Here is a 25,611-nt window from a genome sequence, read left to right as displayed (position 1 = left end):
GCTAAACTTAGTTAGGATTTTGAGCGGCGATGTTTTCGTCGATCATACGGCCTTCGGTGTCAACCACCGCCAGCAGACGGGGTTTGGTGAACAACTCACCAGCAACGATGTTGTTATCCTCGGCCCCCCCATTCGCGCCATCTTGACCGACGTGGAACAAGGCGATGTAACGAGCATAAGTGGTTGCAGGATTGATGTTTTGGCTCACGAAAGTCGGCGCGGTCGAAATAGCCACAGAAGAATTGCTGGTGCTATGTGCGGCATCGTGACCAAAGCCCAGAGCAATTACCAAGTTGCATTGGTCGCTTTCCAGTGAGTCGTTGATGACGTTTTGACGATCACCGTCCGTAGCCGCCATAGCGGTACCGTCTAGCTTAGCGCCCAGTGCAACTGTGTTGACCTGACAAGCCGCAGTACCAAAGGTTGGCAGGATGGCGACGTTAGCTACGGCGGCCCAGTCGTTCTCTGCGGCGTCACCGTTATTGTTGGTGGCGCCTTCATTGTGTTGCAAGTTAGGTTCTACACCAGTCGTCGGTGTTGCAGTGGTCCGTTGCTGTATTTCCGTAATTCCAACTGCCGCCATCGCGGTGTTTAAAGCTTGACCAAACGGTGTGGCCGAAGTTGGTACCGCCCAGTTGGCAAAGCGCTGAGCAGTCCTTTCAGACAAGAAGCCAGGGCTGACACCACCAGTGGTTACCAAGTTATCCCATTGATCAGGGAAACGTTGAGTCACCGCGCGGTAGTTACGAATCGCGCCGTCAGCGGTAGAAGTGCTATTAGAAGCGGCAGTCGCTTGCGCGCTGTCGCCGATACCGTCATACGCCACCAACGCCGCAGTCGCCAAGGTAGCGATCAGCGTGATAACCACCAGCAGTTCCAGTAAGGTAAAACCCGCTTGTCTGTGTTGCAGTCTTTTCAGTTGTTTGCCTTTCATACTGTTTTCTCAAATGTAAATGCCGCAACTGCCTCACGCAGCCTGTTGGTCATCTTATTTTTTGGTTGTTTGATGTGACCCCATCACACTCGTTTTGTTATGCGCGTCCGTGCGCGGATTAGTCCTGAATTCTTTATATTCCTCGTCCCCAGTGGGCAATCTCCCCCGGCCCCTCTTTGCCAAAGAGGGGAATTGATAAGGCTAAAGCGACCCTATTCCGAATCTCCCGCCGTCCACTCGGACCGTGCGAACCGCAAGCATCAGGCTTGGCCTGGTAAGCTGCTATCCACCACGAAGCGGTATTGTTTGCCGCAGTGCAGAATCACTTCTTTTTGCTGACGCTTGAGAATTTTGACTTCGACGCGGATTTCGCCGAAGCCATCGTGCTGCAATACTTCATCAAGCAATTCCATCAGCTTGCTTTTGACGGGTTGGGCTTGCATGTGCTTATGGTTTCTCATCATCTCTATTTCTCCCTCATTCAATTCAAGCGTGTTCATTGCGCAGGTAAGGCCAATTTGTAACCGCTATGGCGGGCCTGATTCAGCCAGTAATCGGCTTTTTCCTGTTGTTCCAGATTGGGACTGGTGGCATAGACCCGGTACAGCATGTATTGGGCGTGGGCGTGGCCTTGACGAGCGGCTTTTTCGAACCAGCGCGCCGCCAGCGTCATGTCTTGTGGGCCTCCCAGCCCCAGGTAATACAGTTCTCCCAGCAGGGCTTCGCTGTTGGCATCGCCAAAATTGGCGGCACGATGGCACCAATCGAAGGCCTGGGCAAAATTGATTTTGCGCAATTTGTCGCCGTTGCGGTAGGCGTAGCAGTTTTCATTGGCTACGGTCGCTTCCGAGTCATGGCCGATGAAAGCTGGCTGGCACGCGCTGCAACACATTGCGGCCAGCGCCAGACTGAATACTCTCGTTCCCATGCTCCTGCGTGGGAACGCATGCGGGCGAATAGGGCTTCCCAGGGAGGACCGTAGGGACCAGAACAACAAGGGGCTTAGCATGGTCACTCCGCGCCGCGTTTTAACATGGTTGTGACTCATTGTTCTGTCACCCCTAAGCGCGGCGGCGCGCAAAACTCGCCGCACACCGGCTCGTCGGGATTTTCCGGTTTGGGCACCGGCTTGGCTTGCATGGCGGTATCCGGCGCGTAGCGGTGGTATTTGTCTGTGGGATCGTATTCTTGGTGGCTGTCGTTGCCTTGGTTCAGCACATAGGGCGTAATCAACAGCACCATTTCCGATTTACTGTCGGCGTCGGTAGTTTGTCTAAAAATGTTACCGAGCAGCGGTATGTCAGCAAGGTAGGGTACCTTACGTCTTTCACGAGAAAATCTGTCGCGAATCAAACCACCCACCGCGACGGTATAGCCGTGCCTAGCAAAAATTTCGCCTTCCATGCGGGCCGTAGTAACGGTATCCACCGGTAATTCAACCACGACTCCACCCGTGCTATTTGTTACCGGAATGGATGCGGCTCTCTCGTTTAGTGTTGAGTTTTCCTGCCTGAGCTGGATGTGGATAGTACCGTCGGCATTGATGTGCGGGGTGACTTCCAGAGTGGTGCCAATTTCCTTTAACTCGGTTTCCGGGGTGGAAATGGTACGGGTGGTATTCAGGTTATCAATGTTATCGATGGAATAGCCACGCACCATGATGCGTTCCTCTCCTATGAACAGGTTAGCCGGGCGATGATTGGACGCCACCAGCATGGGATTGGAAACCACGTTGACGCGGTTGTTCTTCTCCAAAAATTCGATATTGGCCTTAACCTTATCACTAAGAAATTCGTAAACAAAACTGCCGCCGCCGGTCATGGCCGCTGCACCACCCATGATCAAAGGATTGAGGCTATCGCCTTGAATCTTGGTATTTTTGATTTCGAAGTTGAACAAAGAGCTAAAGTCTTCGCCAACCTTGACGTCGATAATCTTCATTTCCAGCATCACCTGGTTTTGCGGCTTGTCGAGCTGTTCGACCAGGCTGGAAATGGATTTAAGAATGGCATTGTCGCTGGTCTTGACGATCAGCTGGTTGTGTTCAGCGTTGATGGTGACGTATATCACTTTGTTGATGCCGGACACCTCAGACAGTTCGCCGGGATCGACACGTTTGCCGTCGGCGCCGAGTTCCGCGAGTTGTTCGACGCTTAAATCCTTGGGTACTTCTTCGCGAAAACCTTGTTGCAAGTTGCCGTAGCGACCACCGGCTGCGCCTTGATTGCCCATGCCGCCGGAAAAACGGTTGTTACGTCCGCCGTACATATTGCCGGCGCTGCCACCGCCAAAGCCGCCTTGAAATCCACCACCGAAACCGCCGCCAAAACCACCCATGCCGCCACCGAAGCCGGTATTGCCCATGCCGCGGTTATTGCCGAAACCGCCGCTACGGCCGTTGCCGCCACGCCCGTTCATGCTGCCCATGCCGCTCAACATCATCGCGTTGCCGTAAGACACTCGCACCCGATTTCCATACAGACTTTCGATAGCCATAGCCACCGCCATGACATTGGGGTTGCGCAATTGAAACACGCGCACATTGTCGTCTTGGCCCATCACCAGATCTTTGCTGTACTCTTCCTTGGTCATCAGTCTAAAGGTACCGGCATCGCCATTATCCTGGCGATACCAAAGATCGCTGATGCGGCAAATCGTGCGGATCGCGTCTTCCAAGCTGACTTTTTTTAAAAAAATAGTGACGTTCTTTTTGCCGGCTTCCGGCGTGGCGACGATATTGACGTTGGCGTCTTCAGACAGTACGCGGATGATGTCGGAGACCTGCGAGTTTTTGAACTCCAACTCCTGAATTTCGAAAGACTTAGCGGCAGCGCGCACGGTAAAGCCTGCCGACAAAAGCATGAGCATGCAAAACACCTTGACGCGCCTTAGTTTTACGATTTTCAATTACAGCCTCAGTAACTTGATAATTCATGTTTTGCACTTATCGAAAACTTTGGCGCGCCCGGACGTATTAGCCCCAAGCCGCTTGTCGTTTTCGTATCAGCAGGCTGTTTAAAATTTGAATATAAAGATGCTTCCGCCATGTTGGAAAAACCGCTGATCACGCTGTCCTTAGCCGAGCCCAAACCGCATGGATAAGTCGAAGCGTGCCCTCCATGGCTCTGGCTACCCCCATCCTGGCGGGAACGACGTTTTTTTGGGTCTGACAGAAGCATCTTTATATTCAAATCGCCATAGCACAAAATGGCGCGCATTGTATGTTGGTGAATTCCCAGTTGTCGTTAGGAGTAAATCCCGAAATATGTGCCAATAATTCCGGGCGTTAAGAATTTTGGCGGAATAATTTGCCGAAGCACTTAAGGACATCAAGCACCTGGCTTTTCGGGTTTAAGGATTTAGTGGGAAATAAGGCCCGGCAATTCTGAGTGCACCGAATTGCGAAGTTACTCGCCCCTCTTTGAAAAAGAGGGGCTGGGGGAGATTTTTTAAATAGACCCTAAGATTGGGAAGCTAAACGGGAGTGGAAAAGCTTAGCAGCCGATGTCAGCAGATTCGCTACCGCCCACAAACAGTCGATAGGCTGGATTACCGGTCTCATCCCGATAGGCAAGTCCTAAAACCGACAAACATTGTTCAAAACGCCCGCGTTGCTCACCGTCAATCTGCAAGCCTATCAACACTTTACCGAAGGCGGCGCCATGATTGCGGTAATGAAACAAACTGATATTCCACTGGCTACCCAGCGACAACAAAAACTTCAGCAGCGCGCCGGGACGCTCGGGAAACTGGATGCTGTAGACGCTCTCCTTCAACTCGAATGGCGCATGCCCTCCAACCATATAACGGATATGATCCTTGGCCAGTTCGTTGCCGGTCATATCGGTGACCGAAAAACCGTCTACGGTCAATTGCTCGATCAGATGCTGGCGGTCATTTTCCGCGCCGCTGCTGCTGATCCCTACAAACACTTGCGCCATGCGCGCGTCGAAATAGCGATAATTGAACTCGGTGATGCTGCGCTTGCCGATGACTTTGCAAAATCGCAAAAAACTGCCCGGCACTTCCGGTATTTCGACGGCCAGCAGAATTTCTCTATGCTCGCCTACCAGCGTGCGCTCGGCGACATAGCGCAAGCGGTCGAAATTGATATTGGCACCGCTGTCGATGGCAATCAGGGTGTGTTGTTGTAGATGGTGTTGTTCGGCGTATTTTTTCAAACCCGCCACCGCCAGGGCGCCGGCCGGCTCGGCGACCGAGCGGGTATCGTCAAAGATGTCTTTAATCGCCGCGCAAATCTCGTCGGTACTGACGGTGATGACCTGATCGACGTGCTCACGGGCGATGCGGAACGGTTCCTCGCCAACCTGCTTGACGGCCACGCCGTCGGCAAACAAACCGACCTGCTCCAATATCACCCGCTGGCCGGCTTTTAAAGCTTGATTCAAACAATCGGCGTCGTCGGGCTCCACTGCAATGACTTTAATATCCGGGCGCACGAATTTGACGTAAGCGGCGATACCGGCCACCAGTCCGCCACCGCCGACCGGAACGAATATCGCGTGAATATCGCCGTTGTGTTGGCGCAGAATTTCCATGCCTACTGTTCCCTGCCCGGCTATCACTTCCGGGTCGTCGTAAGGATGGATAAACGTCATGCCTTTTTCCGCGACCAATTCCATGGCATGGGCATAAGCATCGTCGTAGGAGTCGCCGTGCAGCACGATTTTCGCGCCGCGTGCCTTTACTGATTTGATCTTGATTTCCGGCGTGGTTTTCGGCATCACGATCAGGGCTTTGATGCCCAGTTTTTTGGCCGCCAAGGCCACACCTTGCGCATGATTGCCGGCCGACGCGGCGATGACGCCGTGCGCGGTTTGTTCCGGTGTCAGGGAGGCGATTTTGTTATAGGCACCGCGCAATTTAAACGAGAATACCGGCTGTAAATCTTCGCGTTTCAGATACACCTTGTTGTTGATTTTCTCCGACAGCGTAGCGGCAAAATCCAATGGGGTTTCCTCGGCAACGTCGTAGACTTTTGCCCGCAATATCTTTTCTATGTATGTCTGCATTATTGTCCTCGGCAACTGCTGGCGCACTTGCCGTCCATGCGTGGGTTCCGGGGTTGTTTAGGCGAGGCTGCCTGGAGTCGGTTCGGCGTAAAAACAGCTGAGAGATCAGCGTCAATCGGTTATTATCCCATACAATGACGGGTTAAACGCCGTGTCAGATTTATAAGAGTAATCCATCAGGACCATCACCATGACTCAAGACGAATTAAAAAAACAAGTCGCTCAGGCTGCGCTGCACTATTTGAAAAACGTACCCATCATCGGCATGGGTACCGGCTCCACCGTCACCCATTTAATTAATTTGTTGGCCGACTGCGATTTCAAAAGAGACATCGAAGGCGCTGTATCCAGCTCGGCGAAAACCACCGAACATTTGCAATCCATCGGCATTCGCGTCATCGAACTGAATCAATCCGGCGATCTGGACATTTACGTAGACGGCGCGGACGAAGTCACGCCGCATAAAAAAATGTTGAAAGGCGGCGGCGGCGCGTTGACCCGCGAGAAAATCATCGCCGGCGCCAGCAAAAAATTTGTCTGCATCGTTGACGAAAGCAAGTGCGTGGACGTGATGGGCAAGTTTCCGTTGCCCGTCGAAGTATTGCCCTTGTCGCGCAGCTTCGTGGCTCGCCAATTGGCTAAATTGGGCGGCCAACCTGAATTACGCATGAACAAAGATACCGGCGCCAGCTACATCACCGACAACGGTTGCGAGATTCTGGACGTGCATAATTTGAGCATCCTGGACCCTATCGAGTTGGAAAAAACCATCAACAATATCCCCGGCGTGATCACCAACGGTCTGTTTGCGATCCGCGACGCGGATGTGGTTTTGGTCGGTAAAGGCAGCGAAGTCATTACTTACTAAACAGCGTTACCCTTTATTGCGATAGGTTGTCCGGCGCGACGACCTCAGTCGCCGAAAAGCCGGCAGCGCCTTACCCGTAAAGCCTTGCCGGCTTTTCCCCATTAAATTTCTGGCTGCCCCAGCCTTAGAACTCTACAATATCCGCCCATCGCAGCCGCCGGCTGCTCTGCTTTATTGCCACATTTCTCAGAGTATTTTAGGAACTACCATGTCTGACATTGAAATTGCCCAACAGGCAAGCATGCGCCCGATTATTGATTTGGCCGGCGAAAAATTCGGCATTCCCGCCGCACATCTGGACCCTTACGGTCATTACAAAGCCAAGATTTCCCTGGAATATGTCAACAGCCTGACCGATAAAACCGACGGCAAACTGATTTTAGTCACCGCCATCAGCCCTACGCCGGCCGGCGAAGGTAAAACCACCACCACGGTAGGTCTAGGCGATGCCTTGAACAGGTTGGGTAAAAAAACCATTATCTGCCTGCGCGAACCTTCGCTGGGCCCTTGCTTCGGTGTAAAAGGCGGCGCGGCCGGCGGCGGTTACTCGCAAGTAGTGCCGATGGAAGACATCAATCTGCATTTTACCGGCGACTTTCACGCCATCGGTGTGGCGCACAATTTATTGTCGGCGTTGATTGATAACCATATCAATCACGGCAACAAACTGGACATCGACCCGCGCCGCATCCAATGGAAGCGGGTAATCGACATGAACGACCGGGCGTTGCGCAAAATCACCATAGGCCAAGGCGGGCCGGCCAACGGCTATTTGCGCGAAGACGGCTTCGACATCGTCGTCGCCTCGGAAGTGATGGCGATTCTGTGTCTGGCGACCAGCCGCGCCGATTTGAAAGAGCGTTTGGGCCGCATCGTCATAGGCTACAAATCCGACAAAGTCACGCCGGTTTACGCCAGCGATCTGAAAGCGCATGGCGCGATGGCGGCGATCTTAAAAGACGCGATCAAACCCAACCTGGTGCAAACCCTGGAAAACAATCTGGCGATTATTCATGGTGGCCCGTTTGCCAACATCGCCCACGGTTGCAACACCGTCACCGCCACCAAAACCGCGTTGAAGCTGGCCGATTATGCGGTCACCGAAGCCGGCTTTGGTGCCGACTTGGGCGCGGAAAAATTTCTGGACATCAAATGCCGGATGTCGGGTTTAAAGCCCTCGGCGGTGGTATTGGTCGCCACGGTACGCGCTTTGAAATTCCACGGCGGCGTGGCTAAAGACGATTTGAACCAGGAAAACCTGGCGGCACTGGAACAAGGTTTTGCCAATCTGGAGCGCCATCTGCATAACATTACCCAGCATTACGGCCTGCCCTGCGTGGTCAGTATCAATCATTTCACCTTCGACACCGACGCCGAAATTGCCTTGTTGCAGCAGAAATGCGAAGCGTTGGGCGTGAAATGCGTAGTCGCCAAGCACTGGGCCCACGGAGGTGCCGGCGCGGAACAGCTGGCTCAGGAGATACTGAACATCGTCGATCATCGCGAACCCGGCTTTAGCTACGTTTACGACAGCGAACTGCCGCTGTGGAATAAGATCGAAGCCATCGCCACCAAGCTATACGGCGCGGCAAACATCAGCGCCAGCCCGAAAATTCGCGCCGAGTTGAAGGCGCTGCAAGCCAACTACGGTCATTTCCCGGTCTGCATGGCGAAAACCCAAATGTCGTTTTCCACCAACCCCAATGCCAAGGGCGCGCCGTCCGACCATACGGTGGAAATCAATGAAGTACGTCTGGCTAACGGCGCCGGCTTCATCGTGGCGATTGCCGGTGACATGATGACGATGCCCGGCTTACCCAAAGTACCGGCCGCCGAGCGTATCGATATTAGCGACGACGGCGTGATCAGCGGTTTGTTCTAAATATCGCTAGGCAAATTGGGTCGATTGTTCGAATTTTTTGCAATGCAATCGGCCCGTTTCCTTCAACCTTACACGTAGCAGGTATAAGCACCCTGGACTATGCTTGAGCATATGAATAGTCGCCGGGAGTGGACATGCTTGACCTGAAAACCGTTAAATTCAGCCACAAAATAGCGGCCCTATCGCTGATACCCTTAGCAGGCTTACTGCTAATGGCCTCCTTCGTGGTCTACACCCATATTGTGGAGATGCAGTCAGCGGCAAAGATTATCTCCTTAGCCAACTTTTCCGTGTACGCCAGCGATCTGGTGCATGAATTACAAAAAGAACGCGGCTTGTCGGTCGGGCATTTGGGTAGTGGCGGCCAGAAATTTAAACAAGAACTGGAGCAACAACGCTTAGCCACCGACGAAAAACTGAAACAACTGAATGCTTTTCTCAAAGCATTCGACACCAAAGCCGCCGCCACCAATCTGGCGGCTGGTTTGGCTGCGGTAGACCGGCAAATCGACCAACTCGACGAGACTCGCCAGTCGGTCACCGCTTTAAGCGCCAGCGGCGAAGTTACCATCAATTACTATTCCAATCTAAATGCCGCCTATCTGGCCATCATCGCCCAGTTGCCGCAATTGAGCACCAATGTAGAAATCAATCACAAGCTGGATGCCTATGCCAATTTTCTGAAAGGCAAGGAGCAAGCGGGCGTGGAGCGGGCCGTGTTGGCGAACACTTTTGCCAAGGACGCTTTTGGCCCCGGCATGTATGAAAAACTGGTGACCCTGATCGCTTTTCAGAATACTTATCTGGATATTTTCGCCTCTGTCGCCCCCCAGCAGTACCTGGATTTTTTACAACACACGTTGCGCGGACAGTTTATTGACGAAACGGCGGCGATGCGCAGCAAAGCTCTGAGCAATGCCGATAAAGGCGGTTTTGGGGTAGACCCGGCCCACTGGTTTGCCATGCAAACCGGCAAGATCAATCTGTTGAAAGACGTGGAAAACTATATCGCCAAAGACACCATAGACTCGTCCAAGGCGATTGAAAACAGCGCCAGTCGCCGATTGTTGTTCAACGGCGTGTTTATTATTGTGGTAGCGGGGTTGTCTTTTTCGCTATTTTGGATACTGCGTAAGGACATAGCCGCTCAGTTGGGCGGAGAACCGTGGCAGGTCAATAATCTGGCGGTCAATATCGCCGCCGGGAAACTGGAACGGCGCGGCATGCCGCAAGCGGAGCAACATGTCGGCATTTTTGCCGCAATGTTGACCATGCAAAAACGTCTGGCCGATGTAATCGGCACTATCGGCAGCTGTTCGGCGCAAATCGCTCAAGCCTCTACTGAAGTCAATAATGCCGCGCAAACACTCAGTCAAAGCAGCTGCGAACAAGCGGCCAGTATCGAACAAACCAGCGCCGCACTGGAACAATTGACCGGGTCGGTGGAACACAACCACGAGAATGCCCAGACTACGGAAAAAATAGCGCTTACCGCCGCCGAATCGGCGCAAAGCGGTGAACAAGCGATCAGAGACACCGTGGAGGCGATGAACAAAATCGCCGAAAAAATCGGCCTAATCGAAGCGATTGCCTACCAAACCAACTTGCTGTCATTAAACGCTTCGATCGTCGCCGCCAAAGCGGGCGAACACGGCGCCGGTTTCTCGGTGGTAGCGACCGAGGTGCGAAAGTTGGCAACCCGCAGCCAGGATACCGCCAACGAAATCGGCGAACTAGCCAATACCGGCCTGGACATCGCCCTAAACGCCGGCCGTATCTTCAGCCAAATGCTGCCCAGCATTCAAAAAACCGCTACGCTTGTACAGGAAATAGCTACCGCATCCGACGAACAGGCTGCCGGCGTCCGGCAAATCAGTCAAGCGGTAGGACAGTTGGACACGGCGATTCAGCATAACGCGGCAGCTTCAGAGCAATTGGCCGCCACCGCGGAAGAGTTAAACGATCAAAGCCAAACGCTAATGCGGGAAGTCGGCTTTTTTAAGATGCAATAACACGAAAAGATATTACGGTAACTACATGAACCAATTCGTTTGGGAAAATCATTATCTGCTCGGAAACGAAAAGGTTGATCAACAACACAAAGAATTATTCCGTCTGGCAAACCGACTGCTAGCTTCGAAGGATATTCACGCGCTAACCGAGAACATCATGTTGCTGTACCACCATGTCAGGGAACATTTTCAAGCTGAAGAAGTCTTCATGAAGCAAAACGGTTATCCGGAATATCAACATCATGTGCAAACGCATAATCTGATGCTGGAAAAATTGGTGGAGTTTAGTAATGACATCAACCAGCAACAACAACTGGAGGCACTTGATGTGCCGGGCTTCATGCACGACTGGATTGCTCATATAGTGGCGGAAGACGCAGCGATTAATGCCTACTTCGCCAGCCAACAGGAGCAGAAATCCGGCAAGTCACTATATTGAACCAAAGAGTTCATTTAAATAACGAAGGGAGCCAATTATTAGCGAGTTTATCTGGCTAGATGACTACAAGATCGGCCACGCAACCGTGGACGCCCAACACCAGCACCTGTTCGAACTGGCCAACAAAATTGTTGAAGCCGGTAGCAGCGAGGCATTGACGCATTTGTTCATGCTGTTTTATCAGCATGTTCGTGAGCATTTCGAAGCGGAAGAACAGCTAATGAAACAATGCCGATACCCGGGTTATGTTCAACATATATCCGCTCATAATCAGATGCTGGAAAAGCTGAACGAAATTTCCGAAACAATTTTCGATAGACATTGGCAACCGGCTGCTATCAAAGCATTCGTCACCCGGTGGGTGTTGGTACACATACGAGAAGAGGATAGGCTAATGGGAGAATATATGCATACTCTCCCCGAGTATCGTTCGGACACGTGTCTTACAACCGAATGATGATACTAATACCTTTTGTTCGGTTAATCGACTTACTTTACTTAGTCAGCCACAGTGGCCAGCCGCTCCTGGGAGTGAGCCAAATCTCCAAGTAGCGACAATTCGTCAAGTGATAGAACGCGATTCATCGCCAACAGAATAACAAACACGTCGTCGACACGTGCCATAGCCTGAATAAAGTCGGTACGAATATCAGTACCAAAATCAGGAGCCGGCTGAATGTTGGCGGGCGGGATCTCTAAAATCTCCCTGACTTCGTCCACCAACATGCCTATCAATTGCGAACCGTCATTCGTTTCAACCGCCACCAAGACGATGCAACTGCGCTTACTGACTTCAGTGCAACGCCGGCTTAAACGTGCCGATAAATCGACAACCGGTACCACACTGCCGCGCAAATTGATCACTCCGTGAATATAGTCCGGCGTCAACGGTACCCGCGTCACGTTGGCAATCTCAATAATTTCCTTTACATCCAGAATACTGACTGCAAAACTTTCTGTCCCCACTAAAAAAGTCAGGTATTGGCCTACCTGTTCCTGAACCGCCACTGCCTGGCCGGTTTCTCTCCGAATCAGATTACTCATGGTCTGTTCTCCAGAGATTAAAAGCGCTCAAAGTCTTTGTCGTTAAAATTAATCGACCCATCCGCTAAAGCCGGAGCCGCTGGCTTAGCAGCATAGCTGGGACTTACCGGACCTCTATTTGGGCGAGGTGCAGGCGGAGTCGATCTGTAATTTTGCGCTCTGTTGTCCTCCTCCAATTTAAAGAAGGCCACGGCGTGCTGCAGTTGGGTCGCTTGGCCATTTAATTCTTCTGAGGTCGCTGCTAATTCTTCTGAACTGGCGGCGTTTTGCTGGGTAGCCTTATCCAATTGGCGCATGGCTTCGTTGATCTGGTTGATGCCACTGGATTGTTCGATCGACGCGGCATTAATTTCTTGGACCAAATCGGCGGTTTTAGCGATATTAGGCACCACTGCGCTGATCAAACCACCGGCTTTCTCAGCTATCGCCACGCTATTAGTGGCCAATTCATTGATCTCTTCAGCGGTGACCCGACTACTTTCCGCCAACTTACGCACTTCTGCCGCTACCACCGCAAAACCTTTTCCGTGCTCACCGGCGGACGCGGCCTCGATGGCGGCGTTTAAAGATAGCAGGTTTGTTTTGTAAGCAATGTCTTCGATTAAACCAATTTTTTTGGCGATGTGTTTCATGGCCGTTACCGTTTCGTTTACGGCATTACCGCCATCCCGGGCTTCGCTGGCAGATTTGGTCGCCATTTGTTCGGTGATGTGGGCATTTTCGGTATTTTGTTGTACCGACGAATTAAGTTGTTCAATCGACGAAGTCGTTTCTTCCACGCTTGCCGCTTGCTCGGTGGCCATTTGACTCATCGATTGCGCCGTGGCACTAACTTGCTGCGATGCACTTAACAAGGCCTCTGAATTGGAACGCACTTCCTGCACCACTCTGACCAAATGTCCGCGCATGTCTTTCAAGGCATTAGCTACCACGCCGATTTCGTCTTCACGATTGATATTAATGGCGGTACTGAATTCACCTTGTGCAAGGGCGTCCACCACCCGTTGAAGTTCATTCAAGGGCAGAATAATGCCGCGAGTAATTACCCAGCCCAGAATCCCCGTGAATATCAAGATCGATGCACTGATCACATTCACTATAAAGGTTGCGCTTTCCTTTTCAGCCGCCGCTTCGTCAGCAGATTTTTTGCCCTCTTCAATGACATATTCTTGGAAACTATCGATTTTGCTGTTGAACTCCTCAGCGATTGGCGCACCCGCTGTCAGCACCGCTCGACTATCGGCATCATTATTTTTTCGAGAGACCTCGATAATTTTATCGATAGACAACCCATACTCCTTATAGGTTTTTGTCATTTCCTCGAACAACTTGCGGTCTTTGCCCTCGTCGACCGTTTTATCCACCAGTGCAAACGCCTTCTCAATACCGTCCTGCGCTTCTTTAATGGTCGCTTCGACTTTTGCCTTTTCAGCCATATCCTCGGTCAATACATGCCGATAGACCCTAACCCGTAAACGTCCGAGGCGCTGGCCGGCATCACCGAGGGCCGAGAGCGCCGGTACGGTCTTCAAATTAGCAAAATTTGTTTTTTCGTAGACACTGGTCATACTGCGTTGGCCTATCCAGGCGACAGCCGCCAAACCAATAATGGCCACCACGACCAGTAAAATCATTTTTCTTACCACGGTCATTTTCATTTTTTTATTCCTTATAAATTAAAGCCGGAACAGAGTGCCTTCAAGTAACGGGGAATTCTCCCGATAAAAGTGCAGCCTTTCACTGGCAAAAATAGAATCTACGGTCTTAACGGAGACAGTTCACTGTTCATACATCGGCACTTTTCGGTGCTTAAAACTGGTTGCCGAGTCAATCAGACCCTGCACATCTAAAATTAAAGCTACATTACCGTCGCCCAACACAGTAGCGCCGGTAATACCTTTAAGTTTTTCGAAAACCCTGCCCAAAGGCTTGATGACAGTTTGATGCTCGCCATGCAATTCATCGACAACAAACCCGGCTTTGCTTTGCCCGAATTTGACCACCACCACGCTCTCGCGCTTCCTAGTGGTATCTTGGGAACCGTTCCGAAAGTAATCCGCTAAACGCAAATACGGTAAAACCTGGCCGCGTAAATTAATGTAATGCTGTAATTCATCAATCTCGCATTCGTTGGCATTCATCTCGATGCATTCGTCCACCATACTTAGAGGGATGATGTAGCGGTCCTGACCGGTACCGACCATAAAACCATCGATAATTGCCAGGGTCAGCGGTAAGCGTATGGAAATGGTGGTGCCCTCGCCTTCTACGCTGTCTATCTCGACGGAGCCGCGTAAGGCTTCGATATTTTTTTTCACCACATCCATGCCGACACCGCGCCCGGATAAATTGGTGGCTTGATCCTTGGTGCTGAGTCCGGCGGCGAATATCAGATTGTGAATGTCTTGTTGGGACAAATCGTGATCGGGTTTAACCAAACCGTTGGCTAGTGCTTTGGCGAGTATTCGCTCGCTGTTCAAACCAGCGCCGTCATCGGCGATTTGAATCACGATATGCCCGGATTCGTGGTAGGCATTGAGTTGCACCGTTCCTTGTGCCGGCTTACCAACGGCGAGCCGCTGCTCGGGACTTTCAATGCCGTGATCGAGGGCGTTGCGGATCAAATGCGTTAATGGATCGTTGATTTTTTCGACGACCGTTTTATCCAACTCGGTTTCGCCGCCACTGATAAAAAGTTCGATGTCTTTATTCAATTCTTTACTAACGTCGCGCACCACCCGTTTAAACCGGGAAAAGGTTTCGCCGATTTGCACCATGCGCAATTCCAATGCGGTATCGCGAATACTGCCGACTAAGGCATTCATGCTGGCGGCCACATCGCCGGCATCGCTGAGGCCATGCCGCTCAACGATCAAATTCATCGCCGCACTGGAAATCACCAGCTCACCGACCAAATTGATCAAATGGCCTAGTTTGGTGGCATCGACCCTAATGTAATTGGCTTCGCTTGCCAGTTTTTGTTTGGTCTGCTCCTGTTTTTTCAGCGCTTGATCGACCAATGGCTGCTGTACGACGTGTTGCTCGACCAGTATTTCGCCCAACGGTTTGCTGGGGGCTACCTGTTCCGCATCAACACTCGCCTGCTGGCGTTGCAAGGCATGATTGACATCGTTTTGAGTCAGGGCGCCGACCTGCACCAGCATATCGCCCAAGCGCTTAACATGATTGTCATCCTGAGCATTCAACAGATTTAGATATTCCTCTAGTTTGGAATTAGGCGGCAAAATTTTGATATCGCAATCGTCCGCGGCAAAATCAAACACCGCCTCTATCGTCTGTTTATTCGCATCGCTCTGAAAAGCAATTTTGAAATGCAAATAGCAGCTTTCCGGATCCATGTCGTCACCGACCGGCATTTCCGAGGCTACGGTAAGAATTTGTTTAATCTCTCCCAAGGTGCGCAGATAGCGAATAAATGACAAGGGATCCATGCCGTTTCTGAAAGCATCTTTCTGAAACTCTAAAGAAATGAGCCAGTTGTCGTCCACCGATATTTCGCCGCCGCCTTCAATTTCCAGCTGGACGATATCGTCGCTCTGCTGCATGTCGGTCGTTTGCCGTCCGGTCAACTGCCGGATCAAACGTTCTCCGTCCGCCGCCAAGCTTGCCGGTAACTCGGCGTCTTTCTGCGTCAAACAATGTTCGATCAATTTAGCCGTGTGATCCTTGCTGTCCAACAAGACAGAAATCAATTCCGCGTCGATGCCGCGTTCGCCGTTACGCACTTTATCCAGGACCGACTCCGCTTCATGGGTAAAGCCGACAATGGCGTTAAAACCAAACAATCCGGAAGAGCCTTTGATGGTATGCATGACCCTGAATAAACTGTTGATGGTTTCGCTATCGTCCGGTTTACTCTCCAGAGACAACAAAGCGTCTTCCATATCCGTTAACAACTCTTCAGCCTCTTGGGCGAAAACCGTTAAGGCCGCATCTAATTCGCTCATGATGTTTTCCAATCTGCGGAGATTACGATAGGGTCGCCGAAATGCTTACTCAGGTTAAGCAGTTCCAGCACTTCAACGACCGCCTCGCTATGCTGAATAAGACTAAAGCGGATATCGCGGCTGACGGCTTCCTGCTTCATAAACATCAGCAGTTGCACACCGGCGCTATCGATTTCAGTGACATCGGCAAGATCGATTTGCACGTCTTTAGCCGAGCTTAGATACGGGGATAGTGCTTGTTTGTGTTCCAGCACCGAGTAGATGGTCAATTCACCCTGAATGGCTAGATGGGTGACACCCTTCTTTTGTTGTTTTAGGTGGATAGCCAAGGTTTTCTCCCCTTGTGCAATGGAGTTGTTTTTAAGGCAACACCAATTTGGACACCGCGTCGAGTAAAGTGGGGGCTTGAAACGGTTTGGTCAGCCAGGCTTTCGCGCCGGCGGCCTTGCCAGCCTGTTTTTTATCGTCGGCGGCTTCGGTAGTCAGCATCATCATCGGAGTGAATTTGTAAGCCGGGAGTTTTTTGGCTTCCGTCACAAAGGTTATGCCGTCCATATTTGGCATATTCACATCGGTAATGATCAAATTGATTTTTTGTCCGGTTAATTTACTCAGTGCATCCCTGCCGTCGCAGGCCTCAATCACATCGTAGCCGGCACCCTTTAGGGCAATGCCGACAACCTGTCGAATGGATGCCGAGTCATCAACAATCATGATAGTTTTAGCCATTAGTCAATCCTTCATCAAATTTAGAAAAATGTAATCTCATCGTTGGCGGAAGTGCTTTGGTGACTGACCGCCGCACTTGAAGAGTGATTCAACAACTCTTCCGGCATCGTGTAACTAAGCTCCATTCTCGACAATGTGGCGCCGACATCCAAGCTATTTGCTTGGCGCTCGCCGCTGCTGCGCGTGGCATCTACCGCAGTTTGCAGGCTGTTTAGATTATGTTCGACATGCGACAGCATTTGGCTGACCCGATCCTGAAACTGGAACGCCGTCAACACCGAGAAAATCTCGTCGCGAATTTGCGCGCTGTTGCCGCGTAACTGATCCGCATCGTTTCTGAACATATCCAAAGCCACCCGCAAATCGTCGAGGGCGGTGCGGATGGCGTGTTCGGCATCGCGGATTGCTTTGTCATCGGAAGAGCCGGATGCTTCGGACATTTTCAACGTCGAGGCCATGGCTTTGTTGATATCGGCAATGGCGTGGCTGATTTTTTCCCCGGTGGAAGACGAAAATCCGGCCAGTTTACGGACTTCGTCGGCTACAACCGCAAAACCCCGGCCATTTTCGCCTGCGCGGGCGGCTTCGATAGCCGCATTCAGCGCCAGTAAATTGATTTGCTCAGCGACCTTGCGCACTTCCTGCGCCATCGTGTCCAGTTGACCGGTATGTGCGGACAGTTTACGAACCTCGTCGACTACCGCATGCTCAACGTCCTGGATTTCACTTAAAACTTTTAACACCGCCGTCAAAGCATCCCGGGTTTCGCCGAATAACACATCCACGCTACGACCTTGACGATTCTGCGCACCGCCGGAAATCAGTCTCTCCAATTGATTAACCATAGCGGCGAAGCGACTGGTCAGGACGGTGATTTCCTGTTCGGTATGCGTTCTGGATGTTTGTACTTGTCTGAGCAAAATGGGCACTACTTGCAGAAACAAACGCTCGAGCTCAATGGCGTATGCTTCAAGCTCTTGCAGTTTTAAATCTTCGTCACCACGCCAGGCGTTGTTAGCTTCATTCAGAGCGGTTTGCTGTTTATTGTACAAAGCAGACCCAATCAGGACGCCGGCAAAACCAAGCGCGGCGGTAGCTCCCAAGCTGATCAAACTGAAACCGGTTTGCACGCAGGCCAACAATCCACCTGTCACTCCCAACCCCACCGTCAACAGATAAAAACCAAGTGGACCGGGGCTCTTGGCTACAGGATAAGGTTTTCGAAGCATGGGAATTCCGTCTGGGTTTTGGGTATGTTAAAGATAGTAGAGAGTTTTAAATTTGCATTCAACCCACTACCATCTTAGGTTTTTCGTTAATGTTAAGTTCTCAGCACTTCCTGTAATTATTTACTGACATAATTACGTCACATATCCTTACTCACGGAGACGGTTTTATTACTATTGCCCCGATCACAACCGAAGAATTCGAACGCTTCAGACGTTTGATTTACGACCATGCCGGCATCGCTCTGACACCGGAAAAGAAAGTCATGGTAGCCAGCCGGCTGGCCAAAAGGCTCGATTATTACCAGCTAGAACATTACGGGGAATACTACCAACTGGCTATCAGTCCCGATTACCCCCATGAATTTCAAACGCTGGTCAACATTCTGACCACCAATGAAACGTATTTTTTTCGGGAGCCAAAGCACTTCGAATTTTTTCAACAGCACATTCTTAAGACCTGGCGCGGCGAGCATTTTAGGGTTTGGAGCGCGGCTAGTTCGACAGGAGAAGAAGCCTATACTCTGGCAATGGTATTAGCGGAGAACCTAGGCACGCGCAATTGGGAGATTTTCGGCTCCGATTTGAGCACGCGAGTGCTGGAAGTTGCCCGCCATGGCGTCTACCCACTAGATAGGCTGGACCATATGGATAAGCGCCTGTTGGAAAAATATTGTTTACGCGGCGTGCGCAGCCAGGAAGGTTTTTTTCGCGTGGACAACAAACTACGCAGCCGCGTCAAATTTGATCAGGTTAATTTGATGAGTTCACTGCCGCATACATTGGGGAGGTTCGACGTAATTTTTCTGCGTAATGTTCTAATCTATTTTGACCAAGACACCAAAAAGCAGGTCGTCGAACGACTGATTACCGCGCTAAAGCCTGGCGGACATTTCATCATCAGTCATTCGGAAAGCCTGCATCGAGTCACCGAACAGTTACAAATGCTGAAACCTTCCATCTACCGGAAACCATGAAAATCCTGCCCTTCCGAGATACCCAGCGTATCGTCATCGATCCGGGCGAATTCTATGCCTCCCGCCAGCCGGAAGTCATTTCGACGCTGCTAGGCTCTTGCGTAGCTGCCTGCCTATACGACCCAATCAATCGGGTATTTGGCATGAATCATTTTTTGCTGGCTTATCGTTCCTACTCCAAAAACATGCCTATCATCGAATCCGAAGAGGGCCGTTACGGCATTTATGCGATGGAATTACTGATCAACGAAATGATGAAACTCGGCGCCAACCGGCTCAATCTACAAGCCAAATGCTTTGGCGGCGGCAACGTGTTAAAACTGCGAGAAGACAAAAACCGCAAGGAAACCGTGGGCGACGTGAATGTTTTATTCATCAAAGAGTTTTTAAAAAAAGAAAACATTCCTATGCTTAGTGCCTGTCTAGGCGGCAATATCGGCAGAAACGTCCATTTCGTCGGTACTGATTATTCGGTGTTTATCAAAAAAATCGACCACAATCAGCAACTGTCTCTTGAAAACGAAGAGCGCCGCTACTGGAAGAAAAATATCGACGAACATGAAAAATCCAGAAGCAGTGCCGAATTCTGGTAAATCATCCAAGACCATTAACAGGCAACACTATGACAGACACAAAAGTATTTATTGTCGACGACTCCGCCGTGGTCCGGCAGGTATTAACCGGATTGCTCGATAGCCTGCCTGGCGTCAAAGTGATCGGCGCCGCGCCGGACCCCATCTTCGCCTTAACCCGCATGGAAAAAGACTGGCCGGATGTCATCATCCTGGACATCGAAATGCCACGCATGGACGGCATCACGTTCCTGAAGAAGCTAATGCACGAACATCCCACGCCGGTCGTGATCTGTTCGACGCTCACAGCCAAGGGCGCGGAAGTGACGATGCAGGCCATGAGTGCCGGTGCCGTCGACATCATCACCAAACCGACCGTCAACCTGAAGGGCTTTCTGCAAGATTCGAAAACCCTGCTGGCGGATGCGATTAAAGGTGCCTCACATGCCAGACTGCGAAAATCAGCGGCCCCAAGCGGCAAACCTCTGGATGGCAGCCCGAAATTAACCGCCGACGCCGTCATTTCCCCGACCAGCCTGATCTCAATGACGGAAACCACCGACCGCGTCGTCGCCATTGGCACATCAACCGGCGGCACCCAGGCTCTGGAATACGTATTGACGCGATTACCCCGTACCACGCCGGGTATCGTCATTGTGCAGCACATGCCGGAGGCATTTACCGCCGCGTTTGCCAAACGGCTGGACAGCCTGTGCCAAATTACAGTTAAAGAGGCCGAGCAAAACGACCGGGTCATTCCCGGCCTGGCCTTGATTGCGCCGGGCGGCAAACACATGCTGTTGCGGCGCAGCGGCGCGCAATACCGGGTGGAAATCAAGGATGGCCCATTGGTAAGCCGCCATCGGCCATCGGTGGATGTGTTGTTCCGCTCGGCCGCGCAAGCTGCCGGCAAAAACGTGCTGGGCATAATCATGACCGGCATGGGGGACGACGGCGCCCACGGCATGAAGGAATTGCACGATACCGGCGCTCTGTGCGTCGCTCAAGACGAAGCCAGCTGCGTGGTTTACGGCATGCCCAAAGAAGCAGTGAAACTGGGCGGCACCGACGGCGAACTGCCGCTATCGGCTATCCCGAACTTGATCATGCAATCGCCGAATCGGGCAAAATTCTTGAAAGGTTAAAAGCGCGTTTTTATCTACAACCGGCGACAGCGATAACCGTAATAAGCGATATACAAGTAGCAAAGAGCAGGGATAAAAAAGGCCTGCTGTATACCGATACGATCCGCAAACGCCCCTTGCAGCAACGGTAAAATAGCCCCACCGACGATGGCGGCGCAGAGTATGCCGGAGCCTTGGCCGGTATGCCTGCCCAAGCCGGTCAACGCCAGCGAAAAAATGGTCGGAAACATGATGGAATTGCACAAACCTACCGCCAGGATGGTAAGCATAGCCAGTGTGCCGCTGCCCAACATCGTCGCCAACACCAAACCAGCCGCCGCCAAGGCGTTAAAGGCCAACACTTTGCCGGGATGGATTTTCTGCATCACCGCCGATCCAATAAACCGGCCGACCATCGCCCCGCCCCAATAAAACGACACGTATTTGCCGGCCTCTTGCTCAGCCAAACCGGCTATATGCGGCTCGCCGAGAAAGTTAACCAGAAAGCTGCCGATAGACACTTCGCCGCCGACGTACACAAAAATCGCCACCGCACCCAACACCAGATGCGAATAGTGCCAGGCGCTGCCATCCAATGCATTTGGGCCGGTTGCCTCGGTTGGCTGGTTAATCCTAGGCAACTTCAACATCGCAAACACTGCCGCCATGAAAAACAACACTGCCGCAAGAAATAGATACGGATTCTGCACCGCAGCCGCTTCCGCGGCCTGATACGCAGACAGTTCCTCGGCGTCCAGCAGCTTTATTTCCTCGGCGCTTTTCACCGCATTCGACAAAATAAACAATGCGCCAAAATACGGCGCCAACGTGGTACCCAAGGAGTTAAACGCCTGCGTCAAGGTTAAACGACTGGACGCAGTGTGCGGATCGCCCAGCACAGTCACGTAAGGGTTGGCAGAAACCTGTAGCAAGGTAATCCCGGACGCCAATACAAAAAACGCCGCCAAAAATAAGGGATAGGAATGCAAGCCAGCCGCCGGATAAAACAGCAAACAGCCGCCACCGGCAATCGCCAAACCGACGATGATGCCGCCTTTGTAATCGATTTTTTCCACCAGATAGCCGCTGGGCACCGACATCAAAAAATACGCAGTGAAAAAACAAAACTGGATCAGCATCGCCTGGGTATAACTCAACGTAAACACGGCTTTTAGATGTGGAATCAGGATGTCGTTAAGACAGGTGATAAATCCCCAAATAAAAAACAGCGACGTGAGAATAGCTAATGAGCCCGTATATGACTGTCTATCAAGGTTTTGTTGATCCTGCATGAGTGAATCCCGCATATTGATTTAGGGTTTGAGGACCTGGAAACGTGCGGTCTCGTTACCGACCATCACCTCAAACTCGCCCGGTTCGACGATGCGCCGCATATCCACACCAATAAAGGACATATCCTGCGGCGTTAAGCTAAATTGCAAGGTCTGCTCCGCGCCGGGTTTTAATTCGACCTTTTTAAACGCCTTTAGCTGTTTCACCGGCCGCGAAACCGAGGCCGCGACGTCGTGCAGGTAAACCATCACGGTTTCCTTGCCGGTCAGCATGCCGGTATTTTTCACCTTAACCGTCACGTCGATATTCTCGCCCATGGCAATATTGTCTTTGCTCAGACGCAGGCCGCTGGTCTGGAAGGTGGTGTAACTCAAACCGTGACCAAATGGATACAAAGGCCGATACTGATTGCTCTCAAAAGCCTCTATCGGCTTGTGATCGTACATCACAATATCGTTAACATCGCGCGGATAGGAAATCGGCAATTTGCCGCTGGGATTGGTGTCGCCGAACAGAATATCGGCCATCGCTGCCCCGCCTTCCATGCCCGGCAAAAAGCCCAACACCACGGCCTGCGCCTTGTTGGCAATTTCGGTAATAATGCGCGGCCGGCCGCCGAACGTAACTAAAACCACCGGCTTGCCGATTTCGAAGATCGCTCTGGCCAATTGCAACTGCACCGGGTCCAGATGCAGGGATTCGATGTTGCCTTCGGTTTCGGTATATGTTTTTTCGCCCAGCGCCAAAATCACCACATCGTGTTGCCGGGCTTGCGTTACCGCCTGCTCGATATTGATTTCATCGCTGAAATTTTTGCCGCCCACGTACGTCACTTTGCCCGTGGTTTTCTGCTGAATGGCTTGTAACAAAGTGGGCTTGTCTTTGGGATACAAATGTTCGGCAGCGCCCTGCCAGGTGATGGTCCAACCGCCGTTCATTACGCTCAACAAGTTCGCGGTCGGCCCGGTGACCAGGATGCTGGCCTGCTTGCTCAAGGGCAATATATGCTGATCGTTTTTTGACAGAATGATCGCTTCCCGCGCCGCTTGGCGGTTCGCGGCCACCGCGTCTTCCGTCAGAAAATTGCCTTCCGCGGCCAGCGCCGGTTCGTGCCTATCAAATAAGCCGCTTTGATATTTCACCCGCAAAATACGCGACACCGCTTCGTCGATACGACTCATCGGCACCTCGCCGGTTTTGGCTAAATCCAGCAACAAGTCGTAGAACGAATAATCGAACGGCACCATGCTCATGTCCACACCGGCCATCACCGCCATTTTTACCGCTTCGCGCGGCGAGGCCGCCAGTTTGTCGCGAGTATACAAGCGGCTGATGTCGGCCCAATCGGACACGGTAAAGCCTTTAAAACCCATCTCGCCACGCAAAATTGTATTCAGATAATGATGGTTGACGTGACCGGGAATGCCGTCCACTTCAGAGGAGTTGATCATTACGGTCGGCGATCCGGCTTTCACGCCCGCTTCGAAGCTCGGCAGAAAATATTCGCGCAAAGCTCGTTCGCCTATCCAGGCCGGGGTGCGGTCCTTGCCGTTCAAGGGATAGCTGTAGCCGACGTAATGTTTCAAGCAAGTTGGCGCCTTGTCGGCGTCCGCAAAGTCGTCGCCTTGATGACCATGGATGTAGGCACTACCCATCGTCACCGCCAAATGCACGTCCTCGCCATAGGTTTCCCACAAGCGCGGCCACAACGGTTGCCGGCCAATGTCCATCACCGGCATGAAATTCCAATCCAAACCCGACGCCTTGACTTCCCGCGCGGTCACTTCGCCTTCCTTGAAAGCTAAATCCGGATTAAACGTCGCCGCCATGCTGATGGCTTGCGGAAACAGCACTGCGTTTTCGGTGTAAGTTGCACCATGAATCGCGTCGATACCGTACAGCACCGGAATTTTCAGCCGGCTTTTTGCCGCCACGTCGCGTATCGCTTGGGTCATCCGCCGCCATTTTTCGATGGGCTGAGTTTGGTTGTTCGGTGTGGTGGGCGTGTTGAGTATTGAACCGATATGCCGGTTCAAGATTGCGTCTTCCAGTTTGGCCTGATCGATAGGATTATCGGCTACCTCGCCATTCAAGACCGAAACCACGCTAAAGTCGATCTGCGTCATCTGTCCGACTTTTTCTTCCAGGCTCATTTGCGCCAGCAAGGCCTGAACCTGCATTTCAACATTGTCGTTTGTTTCTTCTGCACTCACGCCGGACTCCAAAGCCACGAATAGGGAAAGAATTAAGAAAGCTAATTTTGTTTTCAAGAGATTAATTTAAGGTTTGATTGATGCCCGCTCAATCGTTTTATCTACCTGCCGGCCTCACGGCAAAAATCCGATCAACGATAGCAAGGCATTCGTAGTTATCTGTAAAAATCGGCACATCATAGCCGGCGATAATTCGCTCATGTCAGCGGCAAGTGCCCATCAGGGACCCGGAATAGTTTATCCAGACCTGAAGATGCTGTCTTATATTTTAAGAGCAGCGGTGGCGTAGAGCCTGGCTTGGTGTTTTTCGTGGCAACAGCCACACCGGATGAAGTTTTCTCAGGATTGTTATTCCGGAAACAACTTATCCCGCGCATTCTCCAAAATCGCGGTCACGGCCGGATGCTTGAGTTTGCGGCGCATGGTGATGGCGTAAAAACGTTCATGCACCGAGTCGATACGGCCGATGGCTTCCACGCCGTATTGGCTTTGGATTTCGGCTTCGACATTACTCGGTGCGACAAACAAACCCACGCCACCACTGCCAAAGGTTTTAATCAACGCGCTGTCTTCAATTTCGGCCTGGATAGCCGGGCTGATACTTTCGGCGTCGAACCATTGATCCAGCGAGCGCCGCAGCGAAGTGTTGGCGGTGGGCAGCAGGAACGGTGCGCCGCTCAAGCAGCGTGGGAAATTTTGCCTATAGGTCGCGGCCAAAGCCGGCGCGCCGAACACGGTAACACCGCATTCGCCCAGCAGATGGTTAAACGCTTTGGCGCCACTGGTTGGTGTCAGCGGCGCATCGGACAAGACTATATCCATCCCTTGCATGACCATCTCACTCAAAAGCCGCTCGGTTTTGTCCTCGTAACAAAGAATCTGCACCGACTCCGGTAAGCGAAAAGCCGGCGCCAGCAAGCGGTAAACCACCATTTTCGGTAACGCATCCGCCACGCCCACCACCAGACGCAGAGCCCTGCCGGTCGGTCGGCCTTTTAACGTGTTACTTAACTCTCGGCCCAGCGAAAAGATTTCTTCCGCGTAATTAAATACCACCCGCCCGGTGTCGGTGAGCACCAGTTTACGGCCTTGTTTATAAAAGAGTTTTTCGCCGATTTGCTGTTCCAGAACCGCTAATTGGCCACTGATGGTCGGTTGCGCCAAATGCAGTTTCTCGCAAGCGCGAGTGATACTTTCTTCACGCGCGACATTCCAGAAATAAAACAAATGTTGGTAGTTGATACGTTCCATAGCACTCAATGTATAGGAATTTACGATGAATTAATTCTAAACATTC

22 protein-coding genes are annotated in these 25,611 nt (G+C 51.7%); 8 read left to right on the top strand and 14 right to left on the bottom strand.

Annotated elements, in window-relative coordinates; all coding sequences use genetic code 11:
- Nucleotides 1-7: 7 nt before the first annotated feature.
- The 5 genes from ACR02O_RS11405 to ilvA all read right to left on the bottom strand — a co-directional run bounded on the left by ACR02O_RS11405 (nucleotide 8) and on the right by ilvA (nucleotide 5,967).
- Entirely contained in the window at nucleotides 8-934 is a 927-nt protein-coding gene (locus tag ACR02O_RS11405) for a type II secretion system protein (RefSeq protein WP_101051906.1), read from the bottom strand.
- Nucleotides 935-1,194: 260 nt separating this feature from the next.
- Complete coding sequence (locus ACR02O_RS11400) at nucleotides 1,195-1,398, bottom strand: hypothetical protein (RefSeq protein WP_201799028.1); 204 nt, start codon at nucleotides 1,396-1,398, stop codon at nucleotides 1,195-1,197.
- Between the two features lie 32 nt (nucleotides 1,399-1,430).
- Nucleotides 1,431-1,862 carry a tetratricopeptide repeat protein gene (locus tag ACR02O_RS11395; protein WP_165385944.1) on the bottom strand — a complete coding sequence of 144 codons (432 nt, stop codon included), beginning with the start codon at nucleotides 1,860-1,862 and terminating at the stop codon, nucleotides 1,431-1,433.
- Between the two features lie 116 nt (nucleotides 1,863-1,978).
- A complete protein-coding gene (locus ACR02O_RS11390; RefSeq protein WP_494523411.1) occupies nucleotides 1,979-3,802 on the bottom strand; it encodes a secretin GspD/PilQ domain-containing protein in 1,824 nt (607 codons plus the stop codon).
- Between the two features lie 626 nt (nucleotides 3,803-4,428).
- The gene (gene ilvA / locus ACR02O_RS11385; protein ID WP_458137191.1) at nucleotides 4,429-5,967 is read right to left on the bottom strand and encodes a threonine ammonia-lyase, biosynthetic; all 1,539 of its coding nucleotides are present in this window, start codon (nucleotides 5,965-5,967) and stop codon (nucleotides 4,429-4,431) included.
- A 190-nt stretch (nucleotides 5,968-6,157) separates the two neighbouring features.
- Here ilvA and rpiA point away from each other — a divergent pair, with 190 nt between their 5' ends.
- The 5 genes from rpiA (at nucleotide 6,158) to ACR02O_RS11360 (ending at nucleotide 11,625) form a co-directional block, all read left to right on the top strand.
- Nucleotides 6,158-6,835, top strand: coding sequence for a ribose-5-phosphate isomerase RpiA (gene rpiA / locus ACR02O_RS11380; protein WP_458137190.1), 678 nt, complete (start codon nucleotides 6,158-6,160; stop codon nucleotides 6,833-6,835).
- Nucleotides 6,836-7,043: 208 nt separating this feature from the next.
- Nucleotides 7,044-8,717, top strand: a complete 1,674-nt coding sequence (locus ACR02O_RS11375) for a formate--tetrahydrofolate ligase (protein ID WP_101051902.1) — start codon at nucleotides 7,044-7,046, stop codon at nucleotides 8,715-8,717.
- A 134-nt stretch (nucleotides 8,718-8,851) separates the two neighbouring features.
- Nucleotides 8,852-10,729, top strand: a complete 1,878-nt coding sequence (locus ACR02O_RS11370; RefSeq protein ID WP_458137189.1) for a methyl-accepting chemotaxis protein — start codon at nucleotides 8,852-8,854, stop codon at nucleotides 10,727-10,729.
- A 25-nt stretch (nucleotides 10,730-10,754) separates the two neighbouring features.
- Nucleotides 10,755-11,168 (top strand): bacteriohemerythrin, encoded by a 414-nt coding sequence (locus ACR02O_RS11365; RefSeq protein WP_026601064.1) that lies wholly within the window; start codon nucleotides 10,755-10,757, stop codon nucleotides 11,166-11,168.
- Nucleotides 11,169-11,202: 34 nt separating this feature from the next.
- Nucleotides 11,203-11,625, top strand: a complete 423-nt coding sequence (locus ACR02O_RS11360; protein WP_494523466.1) for a bacteriohemerythrin — start codon at nucleotides 11,203-11,205, stop codon at nucleotides 11,623-11,625.
- 41 nt (nucleotides 11,626-11,666) lie between these two features.
- Here ACR02O_RS11360 and ACR02O_RS11355 read toward each other — a convergent pair whose 3' ends face one another.
- The 6 genes from ACR02O_RS11355 to ACR02O_RS11330 all read right to left on the bottom strand — a co-directional run bounded on the left by ACR02O_RS11355 (nucleotide 11,667) and on the right by ACR02O_RS11330 (nucleotide 17,754).
- Nucleotides 11,667-12,212, bottom strand: coding sequence for a chemotaxis protein CheW (locus ACR02O_RS11355; RefSeq protein WP_458137187.1), 546 nt, complete (start codon nucleotides 12,210-12,212; stop codon nucleotides 11,667-11,669).
- 17 nt (nucleotides 12,213-12,229) lie between these two features.
- Nucleotides 12,230-13,870 carry a methyl-accepting chemotaxis protein gene (locus tag ACR02O_RS11350; protein ID WP_313734945.1) on the bottom strand — a complete coding sequence of 547 codons (1,641 nt, stop codon included), beginning with the start codon at nucleotides 13,868-13,870 and terminating at the stop codon, nucleotides 12,230-12,232.
- A gap of 120 nt (nucleotides 13,871-13,990) precedes the next feature.
- Nucleotides 13,991-16,180 (bottom strand): chemotaxis protein CheA, encoded by a 2,190-nt coding sequence (locus ACR02O_RS11345; RefSeq protein WP_494523410.1) that lies wholly within the window; start codon nucleotides 16,178-16,180, stop codon nucleotides 13,991-13,993.
- Entirely contained in the window at nucleotides 16,177-16,509 is a 333-nt protein-coding gene (locus ACR02O_RS11340) for an STAS domain-containing protein (protein ID WP_494523409.1), read from the bottom strand. The genes ACR02O_RS11345 and ACR02O_RS11340 overlap by 4 nt, the downstream gene beginning before the upstream one ends.
- Nucleotides 16,510-16,540: 31 nt before the next feature.
- A complete protein-coding gene (locus ACR02O_RS11335) occupies nucleotides 16,541-16,909 on the bottom strand; it encodes a response regulator (protein WP_033156659.1) in 369 nt (122 codons plus the stop codon).
- Nucleotides 16,910-16,929: 20 nt separating this feature from the next.
- On the bottom strand, nucleotides 16,930-17,754 hold the full coding sequence (locus tag ACR02O_RS11330; protein WP_373276521.1) for a methyl-accepting chemotaxis protein: 825 nt from the start codon (nucleotides 17,752-17,754) through the stop codon (nucleotides 16,930-16,932).
- A gap of 512 nt (nucleotides 17,755-18,266) precedes the next feature.
- On the opposite strand from ACR02O_RS11330, the gene ACR02O_RS11325 reads away from it, so the two are divergent.
- Genes ACR02O_RS11325 through ACR02O_RS11315 form a run of 3 tightly spaced genes read left to right on the top strand, consistent with a single transcriptional unit; the run spans nucleotide 18,267 to nucleotide 20,829 of the window.
- Nucleotides 18,267-19,112, top strand: a complete 846-nt coding sequence (locus tag ACR02O_RS11325; RefSeq protein ID WP_494523465.1) for a CheR family methyltransferase — start codon at nucleotides 18,267-18,269, stop codon at nucleotides 19,110-19,112.
- A complete protein-coding gene (locus tag ACR02O_RS11320) occupies nucleotides 19,109-19,705 on the top strand; it encodes a chemotaxis protein CheD (RefSeq protein ID WP_033156662.1) in 597 nt (198 codons plus the stop codon). Before ACR02O_RS11325 ends, ACR02O_RS11320 begins: the two co-directional genes overlap by 4 nt.
- A 29-nt stretch (nucleotides 19,706-19,734) precedes the next feature.
- Nucleotides 19,735-20,829: a protein-glutamate methylesterase/protein-glutamine glutaminase gene (locus ACR02O_RS11315; protein ID WP_205453998.1), complete on the top strand. Its 1,095-nt coding sequence runs from the start codon at nucleotides 19,735-19,737 to the stop codon at nucleotides 20,827-20,829.
- Nucleotides 20,830-20,843: 14 nt separating this feature from the next.
- Here the strand turns inward: ACR02O_RS11315 and fucP are convergent, their stop codons facing one another.
- The 3 genes from fucP to nhaR form a co-directional block, all read right to left on the bottom strand.
- Nucleotides 20,844-22,115, bottom strand: a complete 1,272-nt coding sequence (gene fucP, locus ACR02O_RS11310; protein WP_494523408.1) for an L-fucose:H+ symporter permease — start codon at nucleotides 22,113-22,115, stop codon at nucleotides 20,844-20,846.
- Between the two features lie 6 nt (nucleotides 22,116-22,121).
- Nucleotides 22,122-24,314, bottom strand: coding sequence for a glycoside hydrolase family 3 N-terminal domain-containing protein (locus tag ACR02O_RS11305; protein ID WP_494523407.1), 2,193 nt, complete (start codon nucleotides 24,312-24,314; stop codon nucleotides 22,122-22,124).
- 348 nt (nucleotides 24,315-24,662) lie between these two features.
- On the bottom strand, nucleotides 24,663-25,565 hold the full coding sequence (gene nhaR, locus ACR02O_RS11300) for a transcriptional activator NhaR (protein WP_205453995.1): 903 nt from the start codon (nucleotides 25,563-25,565) through the stop codon (nucleotides 24,663-24,665).
- Nucleotides 25,566-25,611 lie beyond the last annotated feature (46 nt).

The sequence above is a fragment of the Methylomonas sp. PHL2-19 genome, assembly GCF_059331595.1.
This window is presented reverse-complemented; position numbering and strand designations above follow the sequence as displayed.